This window comes from Microbacterium sp. UBA3394 (assembly GCF_002358725.1).
In the GTDB taxonomy this organism is placed as follows: Bacteria; Actinomycetota; Actinomycetes; order Actinomycetales; family Microbacteriaceae; genus Microbacterium; species Microbacterium luteum.
Genome location: NZ_DEPK01000099.1, coordinates 11,125 through 25,731 on the forward strand (window position 1 = coordinate 11,125; position 14,607 = coordinate 25,731).

Below are 14,607 nucleotides of genomic sequence, written 5' to 3' on the forward strand. Positions count from 1 at the left end.
CGCCGCTGACGCGGGGGCGCTGAGAGGAGAGAGAAATGGTGGAGTCCATCGCCCGCGTGCGACACATCCGCGTGACCCCTCAGAAGGCTCGTCGTGTCGTTGCCCTCATCAAGGGCAAGCAGGCCGAGGAGGCCCTGGCCATCCTCAAGTTCGCGCCGCAGGGTGCGAGCGAGCCGATCTACAAGCTCGTCGCCTCGGCGATCGCGAACGCTCGCGTGAAGGCCGACAAGGACGGCGAGTACCTGGATGACCAGGACCTGTACGTGAAGAACGCGTACGTGGACGAGGGCACGACGCTCAAGCGTTTCCAGCCCCGTGCCCAGGGTCGCGCATTCCAGATCAAGAAGCGCACGAGCCACATCACGGTCGTGCTGTCGACGCCCGAGGTCGCCGAGACCGCGCCGGCTGCCAACTCGAAGAAGGCGAGCAAGTAATGGGACAGAAAGTCAACCCGTACGGCTTCCGCCTCGGCATCACCACCGACCACGTGTCGCGGTGGTTCTCCGACTCGACGAAGCCCGGCCAGCGCTACGCCGACTACGTCGCCGAGGACATCAAGATCCGTCAGCTGCTGCAGAAGCAGCTCGACCGTGCCGGCGTGAGCAACATCGAGATCGAGCGCACGCGTGACCGCGTCCGCGTCGACATCCACACCGCCCGTCCGGGCATCGTGATCGGCCGCCGCGGCGCCGAGGCCGAGCGCATCCGCGGCGACCTCGAGAAGCTCACCGGCAAGCAGATCCAGCTGAACATCCTCGAGGTCAAGAACCCCGAGACCGACGCTCAGCTGGTCGCCCAGGGCATCGCCGAGCAGCTCGCCGCTCGCGTGGCGTTCCGCCGCGCGATGCGCAAGGGCCTGCAGGGCGCCCAGCGCGCCGGCGCCAAGGGCGTCCGCATCCAGGTGTCGGGTCGCCTCGGCGGCGCCGAGATGAGCCGCTCCGAGTTCTACCGCGAAGGCCGTGTGCCGCTGCACACCCTCCGCGCGAACATCGACTACGGCTTCTACGAGGCCAAGACCACCTTCGGCCGCATCGGCGTGAAGGTCTGGATCTACAAGGGCGATCTCACCAACAAGGAACTGGCGCGCGAGCAGGCGGCTCAGAAGCCGTCGCGCGAGCGCGGTGACCGCCGCCGTGGCCCCCGCAGCGAGGCCCCGGTCGCAGAAGGAGCGTCGGCGTAATGCTCATCCCCCGCAAGGTCAAGTACCGCAAGCAGCACCACCCCAAGCGCGGTGGCCAGGCCACCGGTGGCACCAAGGTGTCCTTCGGTGAGTTCGGCATCCAGGCGCTGACCCCCGCCTACGTGACCAACCGTCAGATCGAGTCCGCTCGTATCGCCATGACGCGTCACATCAAGCGTGGCGGAAAGGTGTGGATCAACATCTACCCCGACCGACCGCTGACCAAGAAGCCGGCCGAGACCCGCATGGGTTCCGGAAAGGGTTCGCCGGAGTGGTGGGTCGCAAACGTCAAGCCGGGCCGGGTCCTCTTCGAGGTCTCGGGCGTCAACGAGGAACTCGCTCGTGAGGCGCTGACCCGCGCAATCCACAAGCTGCCCCTGAAGGCACGCATCATCAAGCGCGAGGAGGGCGACGCGTAATGGCGATCGGCACCAAGACGCTCGCGACCAGCGAGCTGGACACGTTCGAAGACCAGCGCCTCGTCGAGGAGCTGCGCAAGGCCAAGGAAGAGCTGTTCAACCTGCGCTTCCAGTCGGCCACCGGGCAGCTGGAGAGCCACGGCCGCATCCGTGCGGTCAAGCGCGACATCGCGCGGCTCTACACCGTGATCCGCGAGCGCGAGCTCGGCATCCGTGCCACGCCCGCACCGGTGGAGACGAAGGCGAAGAAGAGCAAGGCCAAGAAGGCGGATGACGCCGACAAGGCCGAAAAGGAAGAGGCTGAGTGATGGCCACCACGAAGAAGGCAGCTGCCGAGGCCGCGGACCAGGTTCCCGGCCACGAGCACGCCGAGCACGACGTGCGTGACGCTGATGCCCGCGGATACCGCAAGGCCCGCCGCGGCTACGTCGTCAGCGACAAGATGGACAAGACCATCGTCGTCGAGGTCGAGGACCGCGTGAAGCACCCGCTCTACGGCAAGGTCATGCGTCGCACCTCGAAGGTGAAGGCGCACGACGAGGCCAACACCGCCGGCGTCGGTGATCTCGTCGTCATCAACGAGACCCGCCCGCTGAGCGCGACCAAGCGCTGGCGTCTCGTCGAGATCCTGGAGAAGGCAAAGTGATTCAGAACGAGTCCCGGCTGAAGGTCGCCGACAACACCGGCGCCAAAGAGCTTCTGACGATCCGCGTCCTCGGCGGCTCGAACCGCCGCTACGCGGGCCTCGGCGACACCATCGTCGCCACGGTCAAGGACGCCATCCCCGGCGGAAACGTCAAGAAGGGTGATGTCGTCAAGGCCGTCGTCGTCCGCACCGTCAAGCACACCCGTCGTCCCGACGGGTCGTACATCAAGTTCGACGAGAACGCCGCCGTCATCCTGAAGAACGACGGGGAGCCCCGCGGCACCCGCATCTTCGGACCGGTCGGCCGTGAGCTTCGCGACAAGAAGTTCATGAAGATCGTCTCGCTCGCCCCGGAGGTCATCTGATCATGGCGAACATCAAGAAGGGCGACCTGGTTCAGGTCATCTCTGGTACGAAGGACAACCGCGGCAAGCAGGGCAAGGTCCTCGAGGTGCTCACCGAGCAGGACCGCGTCATCGTCGAGGGCGTGAACTTCGTCACCAAGCACACCCGCGTGGGCCAGTCCCAGCGCGGCACCAAGACGGGCGGCATCGAAACGATGGAAGCCCCGATCCACATCTCCAACGTCGCCGTCGTCGACCCCGAGACCAAGAAGCCGACCCGCGTCGGCCACCGCGTCGAGGAGCAGGTCAAGGACGGCGTGAAGCGCACGGTCCGCGTGCGCTACGCGAAGAAGTCAGGCAAGGACCTCTGAACATGAGCACCGCCATTGACGCGCAGGCTGGCCCTGCGGCCGAAGGCTCGCTTTCGGCACGTGTCCAGCCGCGCCTGAAGCAGAAGTACAACGCCGAGATCAAGAAGGCCCTGCAGGAAGAGTTCGGCTACGCGAACGTCATGCAGATCCCCGGTCTCGTGAAGGTTGTCGTGAACACCGGTGTCGGCGAGGCAGCTCGCGACAGCAAGGTGATCGATGGTGCGGTCGAGGACCTCACCAAGATCACCGGCCAGAAGCCGGTCGTCACCAAGGCCCGCAAGTCCATCGCGCAGTTCAAGCTGCGCGAGGGCCAGGCCATCGGCGCGCACGTCACCCTTCGCGGCGACCGTGCGTGGGAGTTCGTGGACCGCCTGGTCAACCTCGCGCTGCCCCGCATCCGCGACTTCCGCGGTCTGTCGGGCAAGCAGTTCGACGGCAACGGCAACTACACCTTCGGGCTCCAGGAGCAGTCGGTGTTCCACGAGATCGACCAGGACCGCATCGACCGCGTGCGCGGCTTCGACATCACGGTCGTCACCTCCGCGGGGACCGACGCCGAGGGCCGGGCGCTGCTGCGTCACCTCGGCTTCCCGTTCCGCGCGGACGACGCTCAGGCGTGACACACCCCGTGGGCCCGGGACTTCCGGGCCCACACCCCACCACAGGTCGGCCGTCGTGTAACGGCGTACGAAACCTGGTGACAGAAAGAAGCAATCCATGACGATGACAGACCCGGTCGCAGACATGCTGACCCGTCTGCGCAACGCGAACTCGGCGCACCACGACTCCGTCTCGCTGCCGAGCTCGAAGCTCAAGACCCACATCGCCGAGATCCTCAAGCAGGAGGGCTACATCTCCGGCTGGGACGTCGAAGACGCCCGCGTCGGCCAGACCCTGACCCTCACGCTGAAGTACGGCCCCAACCGCGAGCGTTCGATCGCGGGCATCAAGCGCGTGTCCAAGCCCGGTCTGCGCGTCTACGCCAAGTCGACCGAGATCCCCACGGTGCTCGGCGGCCTCGGCGTTGCCATCCTGTCCACCTCCTCCGGTCTTCTCACCGACCGGCAGGCCGAGTCGAAGGGCGTGGGTGGGGAAGTCCTCGCCTACGTGTGGTGATCTGACATGTCGCGAATCGGACGTCTCCCCATCGACATCCCCACCGGAGTGACCGTTTCGGTCGACGGCCGCGCCGTCGCCGTCAAGGGCCCCAAGGGCGAGCTGAGCATCACCGTCGCCCGGCCCATCGAGGTCTCCGTCGAGGACAACCAGGTCGTCGTGACCCGTCCCGACGACGAGCGCGAGTCGCGGTCGCTCCACGGCCTGACCCGCACGCTCATCAACAACAACATCATCGGTGTCACCCAGGGCTACACCAAGGGCCTCGAGGTCGTCGGCACGGGCTACCGCGTGCAGCAGAAGGGCTCGAACATCGAGTTCGCCCTCGGCTTCTCGCACCCCGTGCTGGTCGAGCCGCCGGCTGGCATCACGTTCACGGTCGAAGGCAACAACAAGGTCACCGTGAGCGGCATCGACAAGCAGGCCGTCGGCGAGACGGCTGCCAACATCCGCAAGATCCGCAAGCCCGAGCCCTACAAGGGCAAGGGTGTGCGCTACGCGGGCGAGGTCGTCCGCCGCAAGGCCGGAAAGGCTGGTAAGTAAGCATGGCTGTGAAGTCGAAGAACGTCGCCCGTGCGCGTCGTCACGCCCGCCTTCGCAAGAAGATCGTCGGCACCGAGCTGCGGCCGCGTCTGGTCGTGACCCGTTCGGCACGTCACGTGTTCGTCCAGGTCGTCGACGACGCCAAGGGCCACACCGTCGCGTCGGCGTCCACGCTCGAAGCGGACCTGCGCTCGTTCGACGGTGACAAGACCGCCAAGGCGCGCAAGGTCGGCGAGCTCGTCGCCGAGCGCGCGAAGGCCGCCGGTGTCGAGGAAGTCGTGTTCGACCGTGGCGGCAACCGCTACGCCGGCCGCGTCGCCGCGATCGCCGACGGTGCCCGCGAGGGAGGGCTGAACCTGTGAGTGACAACAAGGAGACCGAAGTGACCGCCACCGAGCAGGCCGCGCCCGAGCAGGCCGCCGCCGAGGCGCCGAACGAGCGCGAGCCGCGCGAAGGCCGCCGTGGCGGTCGCGAGCGCAACAACAACCGCGACCGCGGTGCGCGCGACCGGGGCGACAACCAGTTCCTCGAGCGCGTCGTCACCATCAACCGCGTCTCGAAGGTCGTCAAGGGTGGTCGTCGCTTCAGCTTCACCGCGCTCGTCGTCGTCGGCGACGGCAACGGTGTGGTCGGCGTCGGCTACGGCAAGGCCCGCGAGGTGCCCCTGGCGATCTCGAAGGGCGTCGAAGAGGCCAAGCGCAACTTCTTCCGCGTTCCCCGTTCGGCCTCGACCATCCCGCACCCGGTGCAGGGTGAGGCCGCCGCGGGCGTCGTGCTGCTGCGTCCGGCCGCCGCGGGTACCGGTGTCATCGCCGGTGGTCCGGTGCGCGCCGTGCTCGAGTGCGCCGGCATCCACGACGTGCTGTCGAAGTCGCTCGGCTCGTCGAACACGATCAACATCGTCCACGCGACAGTGGAGGCGCTGAAGCAGCTCGAGGAGCCCCGCGCGGTCGCCGCGCGTCGTGGCCTCGAGTTCGACCAGGTCGCCCCCGCCCGTCTCGTGCGTGCGGAGGCCGAGGCCACCGCTGCGAAGGCTGGTGCATGATGGCCGCACGTCTGAAGGTGACCCAGGTCAAGTCCAAGGTGAGCGAGAAGCAGAACCAGCGTGACACGCTGCGCAGCCTCGGTCTGAAGCGGATCGGCGACTCGGTCGTCCGTCCGGACGACGCGCAGACGCGCGGTTACGTCAAGACCGTCGCCCACCTCGTGAAGGTTGAGGAGATCGACTGATGGCTGAGAACGACAAGGCCGAAGCCGACAAGGCTCCGGCGAAGAAGGCGGCGACCAAGCCCGCCGCGAAGAAGTCCGCGAAGCCCGCCGAGACCGAGGCCGCTGTCTCGCGCCCCGGCGTGCTCAAGGTGCACCACCTGCGTCCGGTTCCCGGCGCCCACACCGCCAAGACCCGTGTGGGTCGCGGTGAGGGCTCGAAGGGTAAGACCGCCGGCCGTGGAACCAAGGGCACGAAGGCGCGCTACCAGGTGCGTCCCGGCTTCGAGGGTGGCCAGATGCCGCTGCACATGCGCACCCCGAAGCTGCGCGGGTTCAAGAACCCGTTCCGCGTGGAGTACCAGGTCGTGAACCTGAGCAAGCTCGCGGAGCTCTACCCCGAGGGCGGCGACGTCACCGTGAGCGACCTCGTCGCCAAGGGTGCCGTCCGCAAGAACGAGAAGGTCAAGGTGCTCGGCACCGGCGACATCTCGGTCGCCCTGACCGTCGAGGTCGACAAGGTCTCGGGTTCTGCCGAGCAGAAGATCGTCGCCGCAGGCGGTTCGATCAAGTAAGTCCCTGACGGGGGCCGGAGATCACTCCGGCCCCCGTTCGGCTACCCTGGGTAACGGCGCGCCTGTGTGCCGCCGCGCATTCCCACCTGGAGGCATCGTCTTGTTCAGCGCCATCGCGCGGGTCTTCCGCACTCCCGACCTGCGGCGGAAGATCGCGTTCACCCTCGCGATCATCGCCATCTATCGTCTGGGAGCGCACATACCGGCCCCGTTCGTGGACTTCCCGAACATCCAGGAGTGTCTCCAGATCACCGGGACGACCGAGGGTCTGCTGTCGCTGGTGAACCTGTTCTCCGGCGGCGCGCTGCTGCAGCTCTCCATCTTCGCGCTGGGCGTCATGCCCTACATCACTGCGACGATCATCGTGCAGCTGCTGCGCGTGGTCATCCCGCACTTCGAGACCCTCTACAAGGAGGGCCAGTCGGGTCAGGCCAAGCTCACGCAGTACACGCGCTACCTCACCATCGCGCTCGCGCTGCTGCAGTCCACGACCCTCGTCACCGTCGCCCGCAGCGGTCAGCTGTTCGGCGTGACCGACGTCGCCGCGTGCCAGCAGGTGCTCACCAACGACGTGTGGTGGGCTCAGCTGCTCGTCATCATCACCATGACCGCCGGCACCGGCCTGATCATGTGGTTCGCCGAGCTCGTCACCGAGCGCGGCATCGGCAACGGCATGTCGCTGCTCATCTTCACCTCGATCGCGGCGGCCTTCCCGGCATCGATGTGGGCGATCGCGACCTCGCAGGGGTTCGAGATCTTCCTGCTCGTGCTGGCCGTGGGCATCGTGGTGGTCGCGCTCGTGGTCTTCGTCGAGCAGTCGCAGCGGCGCATCCCCGTGCAGTACGCCAAGCGCATGGTGGGCCGGCGCACCTACGGCGGCACCAACACCTACATCCCGATCAAGGTGAACATGGCCGGCGTGGTGCCCGTCATCTTCGCCTCGTCGCTGCTGTACATCCCCGCGCTGATCGCGCAGTTCAACCAGCCCCAGGCCGGGCAGGAAGCCGCCCCGTGGGTGGCGTGGATCGCGCAGTACTTCACGACGGGTGACTCGCCGATCTACATGGCGACCTACTTCCTCCTCATCGTCGGGTTCACCTACTTCTACGTCGCGATCACCTTCAACCCGGTCGATGTGGCCGACAACATGAAGAAGTACGGCGGGTTCATCCCCGGCATCCGCGCGGGGCGCCCCACGGCCGAGTACCTCGACTACGTGCTCACGCGCATCACCCTGCCGGGATCGATCTACCTGGGTCTGATCGCGCTGCTGCCGCTGATCGCGCTCGCGACAGTCGGGGCGAACCAGAACTTCCCGTTCGGCGGCGCGTCGATCCTCATCATCGTCGGTGTGGGTCTCGAGACCGTGAAGCAGATCGACGCTCAGCTTCAGCAGCGTCATTACGAAGGGCTCCTCCGATGACGGATCAGACCGCTCGTCTTCTCATCGTGGGGCCCCAGGGCTCCGGCAAGGGCACGCAGGGCGTGCGCATCGCCGACGCCTTCGGGGTACCGGCGATCTCGACCGGAGACATGTTCCGCGCGGCCGTCGCCGCCGGGTCCGACCTGGGCAACCAGGTGAAGGCGCTGATCGAAGCGGGCAACCTCGTTCCCGATGAGCTCACCAGCGCCGTCGTGGCCGAGCGCCTCGGCCAGGACGACGCGGCGAACGGATTCCTGCTCGACGGGTACCCCCGCAACCTCGGCCAGGTCGCCGACCTCGACGCGTTCCTCGCCGCGCGCGACGAGAAGATCGACGCCGTCATCGAGCTGAACGTGCCCCGCGAGGAGAGCATCTCGCGGCTGACGCAGCGTGCTCGGGAGCAGGGGCGCACCGATGACACCGAAGAGGTCATCGCCAACCGCCTCGGCATCTACGAGCGCGAGACCGCTCCGATCCTCGACGTCTACCGCGAGCGCGACGTCGTCGACACGATCGACGGCGTCGGCACGCTCGACGAGATCACCGAGCGGATCGTGGCGGCTCTCGAAGCGCGCGGTCTCGCGCGCCGCGCCCTGGCCTGACGTGTCGCCGTCGCTCCTCCCCGGTCGCCGCTCCCTCTACAAGACCCCGGCGCAGCTGCGCTCGATGATCGAGCCCGGCCGCATCACCGCCGACGCCCTGGCCGCCGTCCGGTCGCTCATCGCACCGGGCGTGACCACCGCGGAGCTGGATGCGGCCGCATCCGAGGTGATCACCTCCCGCGGGGCGAAGTCGAACTTCCAGATGGTCCGCGGATACCGTCACACCATCTGCGCCTCCGTGAACGAGCAGGTCGTCCACGGCATCCCCGGCGACCGCGTGCTACAGCCCGGTGACATCGTGTCGGTCGACGCCGGCGCCGAGTACCGCGGCTGGAACGGTGACTCCGCCTTCACCGTGGTGCTTCCCGACCCCGACCGTCCCGAGGTCGTGGCCGCTCGCGAAGAGCTGTCGCGGGTGACGCGGGGGTCGCTGTGGGCCGGGATCGCCGCCCTGTCGACCGCGACGCACATCGGCGAGATCGGCGCCGCCATCCAGGCCTACATCGAGGCGCAGGGCGAGTACGGCATCCTGCGCGAGTACGTCGGGCATGGCATCGGTCGCAAGATGCACGAGTCGCCGTCGGTGTTCAACTACCGCGTCGCCGACCCCGGGCCGGAGGTGCGCCCGGGGCTCGTGCTCGCGATCGAGCCGATGGTCGTCGCCGGCAGCGATGTCACGTTCGTCGAAGACGACGGCTGGACGGTCTCGACGGTCGACGGCATGGCCGGTTCACATTGGGAACATAGCGTCGCCGTGCATGATGGCGGAGTCTGGGTGCTCACCGCGCCCGACGGCGGTGCGGAGGGCCTCGCGCCGTTCGGCGTCACGCCCCGAGAGATCGCATAGGAAGAGGAACACAGCATGATGGCAGCGAACGCGAAGCAGACGAACTGGTTCGCCGTCTGGGTCAGTGTCGTGGTCGTCGCGGTGCTGGTCGTCGTGACCGTACTGGTGGTGTGGATGAACAACGCCGCCACCGATCCCGGTGAGCCCCCGCAGGGCTCCGGCATCGACCAGGAGACCGGTGCGGTCGTCGTCGGTGACGGCGAGCAGTCGATGGACACGTACATCGACTTCATGTGTCCCATCTGCGGTCAGTTCGAAGAGGCCTACGGCGACGCCATCCTCGAGCTCGTGGACGACGGCACGATCACGCTCAACATCCACCCCATCTCGATCCTCGACCGCTATTCGCAGGGCACCGAGTACTCGACGCGTGCGGCGAACGCGATGTACTGCGTCGCCGAGGCGGACCCCGACGCGGCCGTGCCGTTCATGCAGGCGATGTTCGCGGGACAGCCGACCGAGAACACCGAGGGCCTGACCGACGAGGAGATCCTCGCGATGGCCGAGGGTGCCGGCGTCACCGGCATCGACACGTGCGTCACCGAGGGCGAGTACAGCGACTACGTCACCGCGATGACGCAGGAGACCCCGATCCAGCCCGGGAACTCCGGCATCGCGACCCCGACGATCGAGGTCAACGGCGAGGTCATCGCCAACTCCGAGCTCCCCGAGCCCGACAACCTGGCGTCCCTCTTCAGCTGACCCGCGCATCCCGCCCCGCCCCGCGCCTGCGGGCGCCGAGGCGCCGATAAACACCGAACGCCCCGAGAAACCACGCATCGCCTGGTGTCTCGGGGCATTCGGCGTTTCTCGGCGCGGTGCTGCGTCACGGATGGCGGCCGTCGGGCCGGCGCGCACGGAGCGTCGCGAGCATGACGGTCTGCTCCGGCCGCTCGGCGCGCAGCCCCGCGGCGTGGAGCTTGCGCCGAAGCGGTGTCACCGCGAGCGCGTCGGCTCGGTCCCAGCGGGCGAAGCCGTCGCACTGGCGCCGGAGCCTGTCTTCGCGTTGCTTCTCGGCGACGATGCCGCGCACGGCGTCGCGGGAGTCCTCAGCGGCGTACTTGTCGTACCCGTCGGATTCGCCGATCACCCGTGCCCGCGGGAAGAAGAAGTCGACGCGGTCATCGAAGCCTTCGCTCGAGAACCACCGCTGAAGCTCGGGTGCCTCGAAGCCCGTCCATTCGATGACCGCGCGACTGATCGATTCCGCGGGCGACTCTGCTTGCGGATCCGCCCGGTCCACTGCCCAAAGCACCTGCGCGCGGCGTCGCGGGTTCGCTCTCGTTTCCGCGAGCGCGCGAAGGTGTGCCCGACTCGTCGCGTCCGCGAGGGATGGCGCGATCGCCGCGTCGGCGAGCGCGAGTGCGAAGGCCGGCGTGAGCACGCGAAGCAGATCGAGCGCGGTGTCGGCCACCGAGGTGACGCTGATCACACCGCTGCGGATCATCTTCGGGTCTTCGCTCGTGTGGACGACGACGTCGCCGAAGCGCCGGGAGCGCGTCCGGTCGGGGTCGTAGGTATGGATGTCGCGCGGTTCGCCGAAGATCGGCAGGCCGAGCAGCGCCGCGGCTGATTCGAAGGCGAAGATCGTGCCGGGGCGGCGTGCCGCGACCGCGTGCACCCGTGCGAGATAGCGCTCCCAGGGAGCGAGGCTCTGCCACAGTCGCCGATCCGCGTAGACGCCCGTGCGTACGCGCACGAAGCCCGCGTCGCCGCGTGCGCGCATCCGCCCGGCGTCGAGTTGTCGCACGGCGTGGAGCGGGATGGGAGACGGACGCAGCAACGAGATCGGAGACGGCATGACCAGACCCTCTCGCGCGCGCTGGCTCCGACGTCGCGCGAAGCGCACCGCCGTGGAAACCCCACCCCGCGAGCGTGGTTGGGGAGGATCGCCGAGAAACGCCGAACGGCGCGAGACATCGCGCAATGCGGTGTTTTTCGCGCGGAAGGGTGTTTCTCGATGACGCGGGATGCGGGACCGAGCGCGCGCGCGGGCGGGGCGCGGGCGGCCGAGGGGAGGGCTGGGGGCGGGCGAGGGGAGGGTTCAGGGGGTGGGAGGATAGCGGCTAGTTGTGCGCCGAGGCAATACCACGTATGCTCGTTCTTTGGTGCGTTGCGCCCATCGCGGCGTGTCCGCGCACCGAACCCCATCCCCGCAGACCGACCGGCTGCACGGGGCGCCGAACGGCCGCGGCCGTGACGCTGCTCCGAGCGCGCGGACTGCACGAGCGATAGTGAGTTTATGGCGAAGAAAGACGGTGTCATCGAGATCGAGGGCGTCATCTCCGAGGCTCTGCCCAACGCGATGTTCCGCGTCGAGCTGACCAACGGGCACAAGGTGCTGGCCACGATCTCCGGAAAGATGCGGCAGAACTACATCCGCATCATCCCCGAGGACCGCGTCGTCGTCGAACTCAGCCCGTACGACCTCACCCGAGGTCGGATCGTGTACCGCTACCGCTGAGCCGGTCGAGAAGTAACGGCCCGGAGGGCGGCACCAGCCGCGCGCCGAGGCACGAAGACAGCGAACAAGGAAAAGAACAATGAAGGTCAACCCGAGCGTCAAGCCGATCTGCGACCACTGCAAGGTCATCCGTCGCAACGGCCGCGTCATGGTCATCTGCAAGTCCAACCCGCGCCACAAGCAGCGCCAGGGTTGAGCCGATGCGGATCACCGCGGCGAAGCCGCGCTGATGCGCAGTCGGCTCAAGGTTGAGCGAGGTCTGCAAGGCCGAGTCGAAACCTGAAGAACACAACTCCATATCGCGAGCATCGCGTTTCGTCTCGCTTCGCTCGCTCAACGACCGGGAACGGCCCGCACAACCGCCGGGAACGGTCACCTTTCATTCGGCAGGATCAGAACCGCTTCGGCGGGGACACCTCGGGGCGGAGGCCCGGGCACCGATCCTGCTCCACACCTCCACGACACTCCTTTGGAGACGACATGGCACGTCTGGCCGGAGTCGACATCCCGCGCGACAAGCGCGTGGTGATCGCTCTCACGTACATCTACGGCATCGGCCGTACCCGCTCCGCCGAGATCCTCGCTTCGACCGAGATCAACGGCGACATCCGCGTCAAGGACCTCACCGACGACCAGCTGGTGGCACTCCGCGACTTCATCGAGGGCACCTACAAGGTCGAGGGTGACCTCCGCCGCGAGGTGGCCGCCGACATCCGCCGCAAGGTCGAGATCGGCTCCTACGAGGGCCTGCGCCACCGCCGCGGCCTGCCCGTGCGCGGACAGCGCACCAAGACCAATGCGCGCACCCGCAAGGGCCCGAAGCGCACCGTCGCCGGTAAGAAGAAGGCCCGCTAAGGCGCGCTGCAAGGTTTAGAGGAGAACACTCATGGCACAGGCCAAGACCGCTGCGCGCAAGCCGCGCCGCAAGGAGAAGAAGAACATCGCGCTGGGCCAGGCCCACATCAAGTCGACGTTCAACAACACGATCGTCTCGATCACCGACCCGTCGGGCGCCGTCATCAGCTGGGCGTCCTCCGGCGGCGTGGGCTTCAAGGGCTCGCGCAAGTCGACCCCGTATGCCGCGGGCATGGCCGCCGAGGCCGCCGCGCGCCAGGCGCAGGACCACGGCGTCAAGAAGGTCGACGTCTTCGTGAAGGGGCCGGGTTCGGGCCGCGAGACCGCGATCCGCTCGCTGCAGGCCGCCGGCCTCGAGGTGGGGTCCATCCAGGACGTCACCCCGCAGGCGCACAACGGCTGCCGCCCGCCCAAGCGTCGCCGCGTCTGAGTTTGCCGCACCCGGGTAGGTGCGTGGGTCCGCCTGCGCACCGACCCGGGATTCGGTCGTTTCACGACGGGATGCCTCGGCAGTCCGTCCCACAACTCAACAACTCAACCAGCAAGTGTCATATAGCGGGCACTTAGCCGAAAGGAACACATCGTGCTCATCGCACAGCGTCCCACCCTGAACGAGGAGAAGATCGGGGAGTTCCGCAGCCGATTCGTCATCGAGCCGCTCGAGCCCGGCTTCGGTTACACGATCGGCAACGCGCTGCGTCGCAGCCTCCTCTCGTCGATCCCCGGCGCAGCCGTCACGGGCATCCGCATCGACGGCGTCCTGCACGAGTTCAGCACCATCCCGGGTGTGAAGGAGGATGTCACCGAGATCATCCTGAACATCAAGCAGCTGGTCGTCTCCAGCGAGCGCGACGAGCCCATCACGGCCTACCTGCGCAAGACCGGCTCCGGTGAGGTCACCGCCGCCGACATCTCGGCGCCGGCCGGTGTCGAGGTGCACAACCCCGAGCTGGTCATCGCCACGCTGAACGACACCGCCAAGTTCGAGCTCGAGCTCACCATCGAGCGCGGCCGCGGCTACGTCTCGGCGAACCAGAACCGCAACGAGTACGCCGAGGCCGGCCAGATCCCGGTCGACTCGATCTACTCGCCGGTGCTCAAGGTCAGCTACCGCGTCGACGCCACCCGTGCCGGGGAGCGCACCGACTTCGACAAGCTGGTCCTGGATGTCGAGACGAAGCCCTCGATCGCCCCGCGTGACGCGGTCGCGTCGGCCGGTCGCACCCTCACCGAGCTGTTCGGTCTCGCCCGCGAGCTGAACGTCGAGGCCGAGGGCATCGAGATCGGCCCGGCGCCGGTCGCGGAGGTCGCCTCGAACGAACTGTCGATGCCGATCGAGGACCTCGATCTGTCGGTGCGTTCGTACAACTGCCTGAAGCGCGAGGGCATCAACACCGTCTCGGAGCTGGTCGCCCTCTCGGAGACGCAGCTGATGAACATCCGCAACTTCGGTCAGAAGTCGGTCGACGAGGTGCGCGACAAGCTCGTCTCGCTCGGCCTCTCGCTCAAGGACTCGGTCCCCGGGTTCGACGGCGCCCACTTCTACGCCGGCTACGACGAAGAGAACGCCTGAGCCACGCGGAGCCGTACCCGGCATCCGTCTTCGACCGACTTTCCCACCTGGAGTAACTGAGAAATGCCCAAGCCCACGAAGGGTCCCCGCCTCGGAGGCGGCCCCGCACACGAGCGCCTGCTGCTTGCGAACCTCGCTGCGGCGCTGTTCACCCACAAGTCGATCCAGACGACCGAGACCAAGGCGAAGCGCCTGCGTCCGCTGGCCGAGCGTCTGATCACGTTCGCCAAGCGCGGCGACCTGCACGCCCGTCGTCGCGTGCAGTCGATCATCGGTGACAAGGAAGTCGTGCACGTCCTGTTCGCCGAGATCGCGCCGCTGGTAGCCGAGCGTGAGGGCGGATACACCCGCATCACCAAGGTCGGCAACCGCAAGGGCGACAACGCGCCGATGGCCGTGATCGAGCTCGTTCTCGAGCCGGTCACGCCGAAGGCGAAGAGCAC

The 14,607-nt window shown here is 67.6% G+C and carries 25 protein-coding genes; 24 read left to right on the top strand and 1 reads right to left on the bottom strand.

The window, feature by feature from the left end; translation table 11 throughout:
• The first annotated feature begins 35 nt into the window (after positions 1 to 35).
• From rplV to B4E30_RS05920, 18 genes are all read left to right on the top strand, one after another.
• Positions 36 to 434, top strand: coding sequence for a 50S ribosomal protein L22 (rplV, locus tag B4E30_RS05835; RefSeq protein ID WP_071044920.1), 399 nt, complete (start codon positions 36 to 38; stop codon positions 432 to 434).
• The gene (gene rpsC / locus B4E30_RS05840; protein WP_071044921.1) at positions 434 to 1,180 is read left to right on the top strand and encodes a 30S ribosomal protein S3; all 747 of its coding nucleotides are present in this window, start codon (positions 434 to 436) and stop codon (positions 1,178 to 1,180) included. The genes rplV and rpsC overlap by 1 nt, the downstream gene beginning before the upstream one ends.
• The gene (rplP, locus tag B4E30_RS05845) at positions 1,180 to 1,599 is read left to right on the top strand and encodes a 50S ribosomal protein L16 (protein ID WP_071044922.1); all 420 of its coding nucleotides are present in this window, start codon (positions 1,180 to 1,182) and stop codon (positions 1,597 to 1,599) included. Before rpsC ends, rplP begins: the two co-directional genes overlap by 1 nt.
• Entirely contained in the window at positions 1,599 to 1,907 is a 309-nt protein-coding gene (gene rpmC / locus B4E30_RS05850) for a 50S ribosomal protein L29 (protein ID WP_071044923.1), read from the top strand. Before rplP ends, rpmC begins: the two co-directional genes overlap by 1 nt.
• A complete protein-coding gene (rpsQ, locus tag B4E30_RS05855; protein WP_075807117.1) occupies positions 1,907 to 2,245 on the top strand; it encodes a 30S ribosomal protein S17 in 339 nt (112 codons plus the stop codon). Before rpmC ends, rpsQ begins: the two co-directional genes overlap by 1 nt.
• Positions 2,242 to 2,610 carry a 50S ribosomal protein L14 gene (gene rplN / locus B4E30_RS05860; RefSeq protein ID WP_071044924.1) on the top strand — a complete coding sequence of 123 codons (369 nt, stop codon included), beginning with the start codon at positions 2,242 to 2,244 and terminating at the stop codon, positions 2,608 to 2,610. The genes rpsQ and rplN overlap by 4 nt, the downstream gene beginning before the upstream one ends.
• 2 nt (positions 2,611 to 2,612) lie before the next feature.
• Entirely contained in the window at positions 2,613 to 2,960 is a 348-nt protein-coding gene (rplX, locus tag B4E30_RS05865) for a 50S ribosomal protein L24 (RefSeq protein ID WP_071044925.1), read from the top strand.
• A 2-nt stretch (positions 2,961 to 2,962) separates the two neighbouring features.
• The gene (rplE, locus tag B4E30_RS05870; RefSeq protein ID WP_228480828.1) at positions 2,963 to 3,580 is read left to right on the top strand and encodes a 50S ribosomal protein L5; all 618 of its coding nucleotides are present in this window, start codon (positions 2,963 to 2,965) and stop codon (positions 3,578 to 3,580) included.
• Between the two features lie 97 nt (positions 3,581 to 3,677).
• Positions 3,678 to 4,076, top strand: a complete 399-nt coding sequence (gene rpsH, locus B4E30_RS05875) for a 30S ribosomal protein S8 (protein WP_071044927.1) — start codon at positions 3,678 to 3,680, stop codon at positions 4,074 to 4,076.
• 6 nt (positions 4,077 to 4,082) lie between these two features.
• Positions 4,083 to 4,619: a 50S ribosomal protein L6 gene (rplF, locus tag B4E30_RS05880; protein WP_071044928.1), complete on the top strand. Its 537-nt coding sequence runs from the start codon at positions 4,083 to 4,085 to the stop codon at positions 4,617 to 4,619.
• A 2-nt stretch (positions 4,620 to 4,621) separates the two neighbouring features.
• The gene (gene rplR, locus B4E30_RS05885) at positions 4,622 to 4,981 is read left to right on the top strand and encodes a 50S ribosomal protein L18 (protein ID WP_071044929.1); all 360 of its coding nucleotides are present in this window, start codon (positions 4,622 to 4,624) and stop codon (positions 4,979 to 4,981) included.
• Positions 4,978 to 5,664 (top strand): 30S ribosomal protein S5, encoded by a 687-nt coding sequence (gene rpsE / locus B4E30_RS05890; protein WP_071044930.1) that lies wholly within the window; start codon positions 4,978 to 4,980, stop codon positions 5,662 to 5,664. Before rplR ends, rpsE begins: the two co-directional genes overlap by 4 nt.
• A complete protein-coding gene (rpmD, locus tag B4E30_RS05895) occupies positions 5,664 to 5,849 on the top strand; it encodes a 50S ribosomal protein L30 (protein ID WP_023954062.1) in 186 nt (61 codons plus the stop codon). The genes rpsE and rpmD overlap by 1 nt, the downstream gene beginning before the upstream one ends.
• Complete coding sequence (rplO, locus tag B4E30_RS05900; protein WP_075807118.1) at positions 5,849 to 6,400, top strand: 50S ribosomal protein L15; 552 nt, start codon at positions 5,849 to 5,851, stop codon at positions 6,398 to 6,400. The genes rpmD and rplO overlap by 1 nt, the downstream gene beginning before the upstream one ends.
• 100 nt (positions 6,401 to 6,500) lie before the next feature.
• Positions 6,501 to 7,823 carry a preprotein translocase subunit SecY gene (gene secY, locus B4E30_RS05905; RefSeq protein ID WP_071044931.1) on the top strand — a complete coding sequence of 441 codons (1,323 nt, stop codon included), beginning with the start codon at positions 6,501 to 6,503 and terminating at the stop codon, positions 7,821 to 7,823.
• On the top strand, positions 7,820 to 8,425 hold the full coding sequence (locus tag B4E30_RS05910) for an adenylate kinase (protein WP_071044932.1): 606 nt from the start codon (positions 7,820 to 7,822) through the stop codon (positions 8,423 to 8,425). The genes secY and B4E30_RS05910 overlap by 4 nt, the downstream gene beginning before the upstream one ends.
• A gap of 1 nt (position 8,426) precedes the next feature.
• Entirely contained in the window at positions 8,427 to 9,272 is an 846-nt protein-coding gene (gene map / locus B4E30_RS05915) for a type I methionyl aminopeptidase (RefSeq protein ID WP_286721373.1), read from the top strand.
• A gap of 15 nt (positions 9,273 to 9,287) precedes the next feature.
• On the top strand, positions 9,288 to 9,974 hold the full coding sequence (locus B4E30_RS05920; RefSeq protein WP_286793959.1) for a DsbA family protein: 687 nt from the start codon (positions 9,288 to 9,290) through the stop codon (positions 9,972 to 9,974).
• A gap of 124 nt (positions 9,975 to 10,098) precedes the next feature.
• Here the strand turns inward: B4E30_RS05920 and B4E30_RS05925 are convergent, their stop codons facing one another.
• On the bottom strand, positions 10,099 to 11,073 hold the full coding sequence (locus B4E30_RS05925) for a hypothetical protein (protein ID WP_286793961.1): 975 nt from the start codon (positions 11,071 to 11,073) through the stop codon (positions 10,099 to 10,101).
• A 441-nt stretch (positions 11,074 to 11,514) separates the two neighbouring features.
• Here B4E30_RS05925 and infA point away from each other — a divergent pair, with 441 nt between their 5' ends.
• The 6 genes from infA to rplQ all read left to right on the top strand — a co-directional run.
• Entirely contained in the window at positions 11,515 to 11,736 is a 222-nt protein-coding gene (gene infA, locus B4E30_RS05930; RefSeq protein WP_028496510.1) for a translation initiation factor IF-1, read from the top strand.
• Between the two features lie 79 nt (positions 11,737 to 11,815).
• Positions 11,816 to 11,932 (top strand): 50S ribosomal protein L36, encoded by a 117-nt coding sequence (gene rpmJ, locus B4E30_RS05935; protein WP_055821300.1) that lies wholly within the window; start codon positions 11,816 to 11,818, stop codon positions 11,930 to 11,932.
• Positions 11,933 to 12,216: 284 nt separating this feature from the next.
• Complete coding sequence (gene rpsM, locus B4E30_RS05940) at positions 12,217 to 12,591, top strand: 30S ribosomal protein S13 (protein ID WP_194383805.1); 375 nt, start codon at positions 12,217 to 12,219, stop codon at positions 12,589 to 12,591.
• A 31-nt stretch (positions 12,592 to 12,622) separates the two neighbouring features.
• The gene (rpsK, locus tag B4E30_RS05945) at positions 12,623 to 13,021 is read left to right on the top strand and encodes a 30S ribosomal protein S11 (protein WP_071044935.1); all 399 of its coding nucleotides are present in this window, start codon (positions 12,623 to 12,625) and stop codon (positions 13,019 to 13,021) included.
• A gap of 153 nt (positions 13,022 to 13,174) precedes the next feature.
• Complete coding sequence (locus B4E30_RS05950) at positions 13,175 to 14,164, top strand: DNA-directed RNA polymerase subunit alpha (protein WP_071044936.1); 990 nt, start codon at positions 13,175 to 13,177, stop codon at positions 14,162 to 14,164.
• 63 nt (positions 14,165 to 14,227) lie between these two features.
• On the top strand, positions 14,228 to 14,607 hold a 380-nt coding region (rplQ, locus tag B4E30_RS05955), incomplete at its 3' end, for a 50S ribosomal protein L17 (RefSeq protein WP_286793962.1).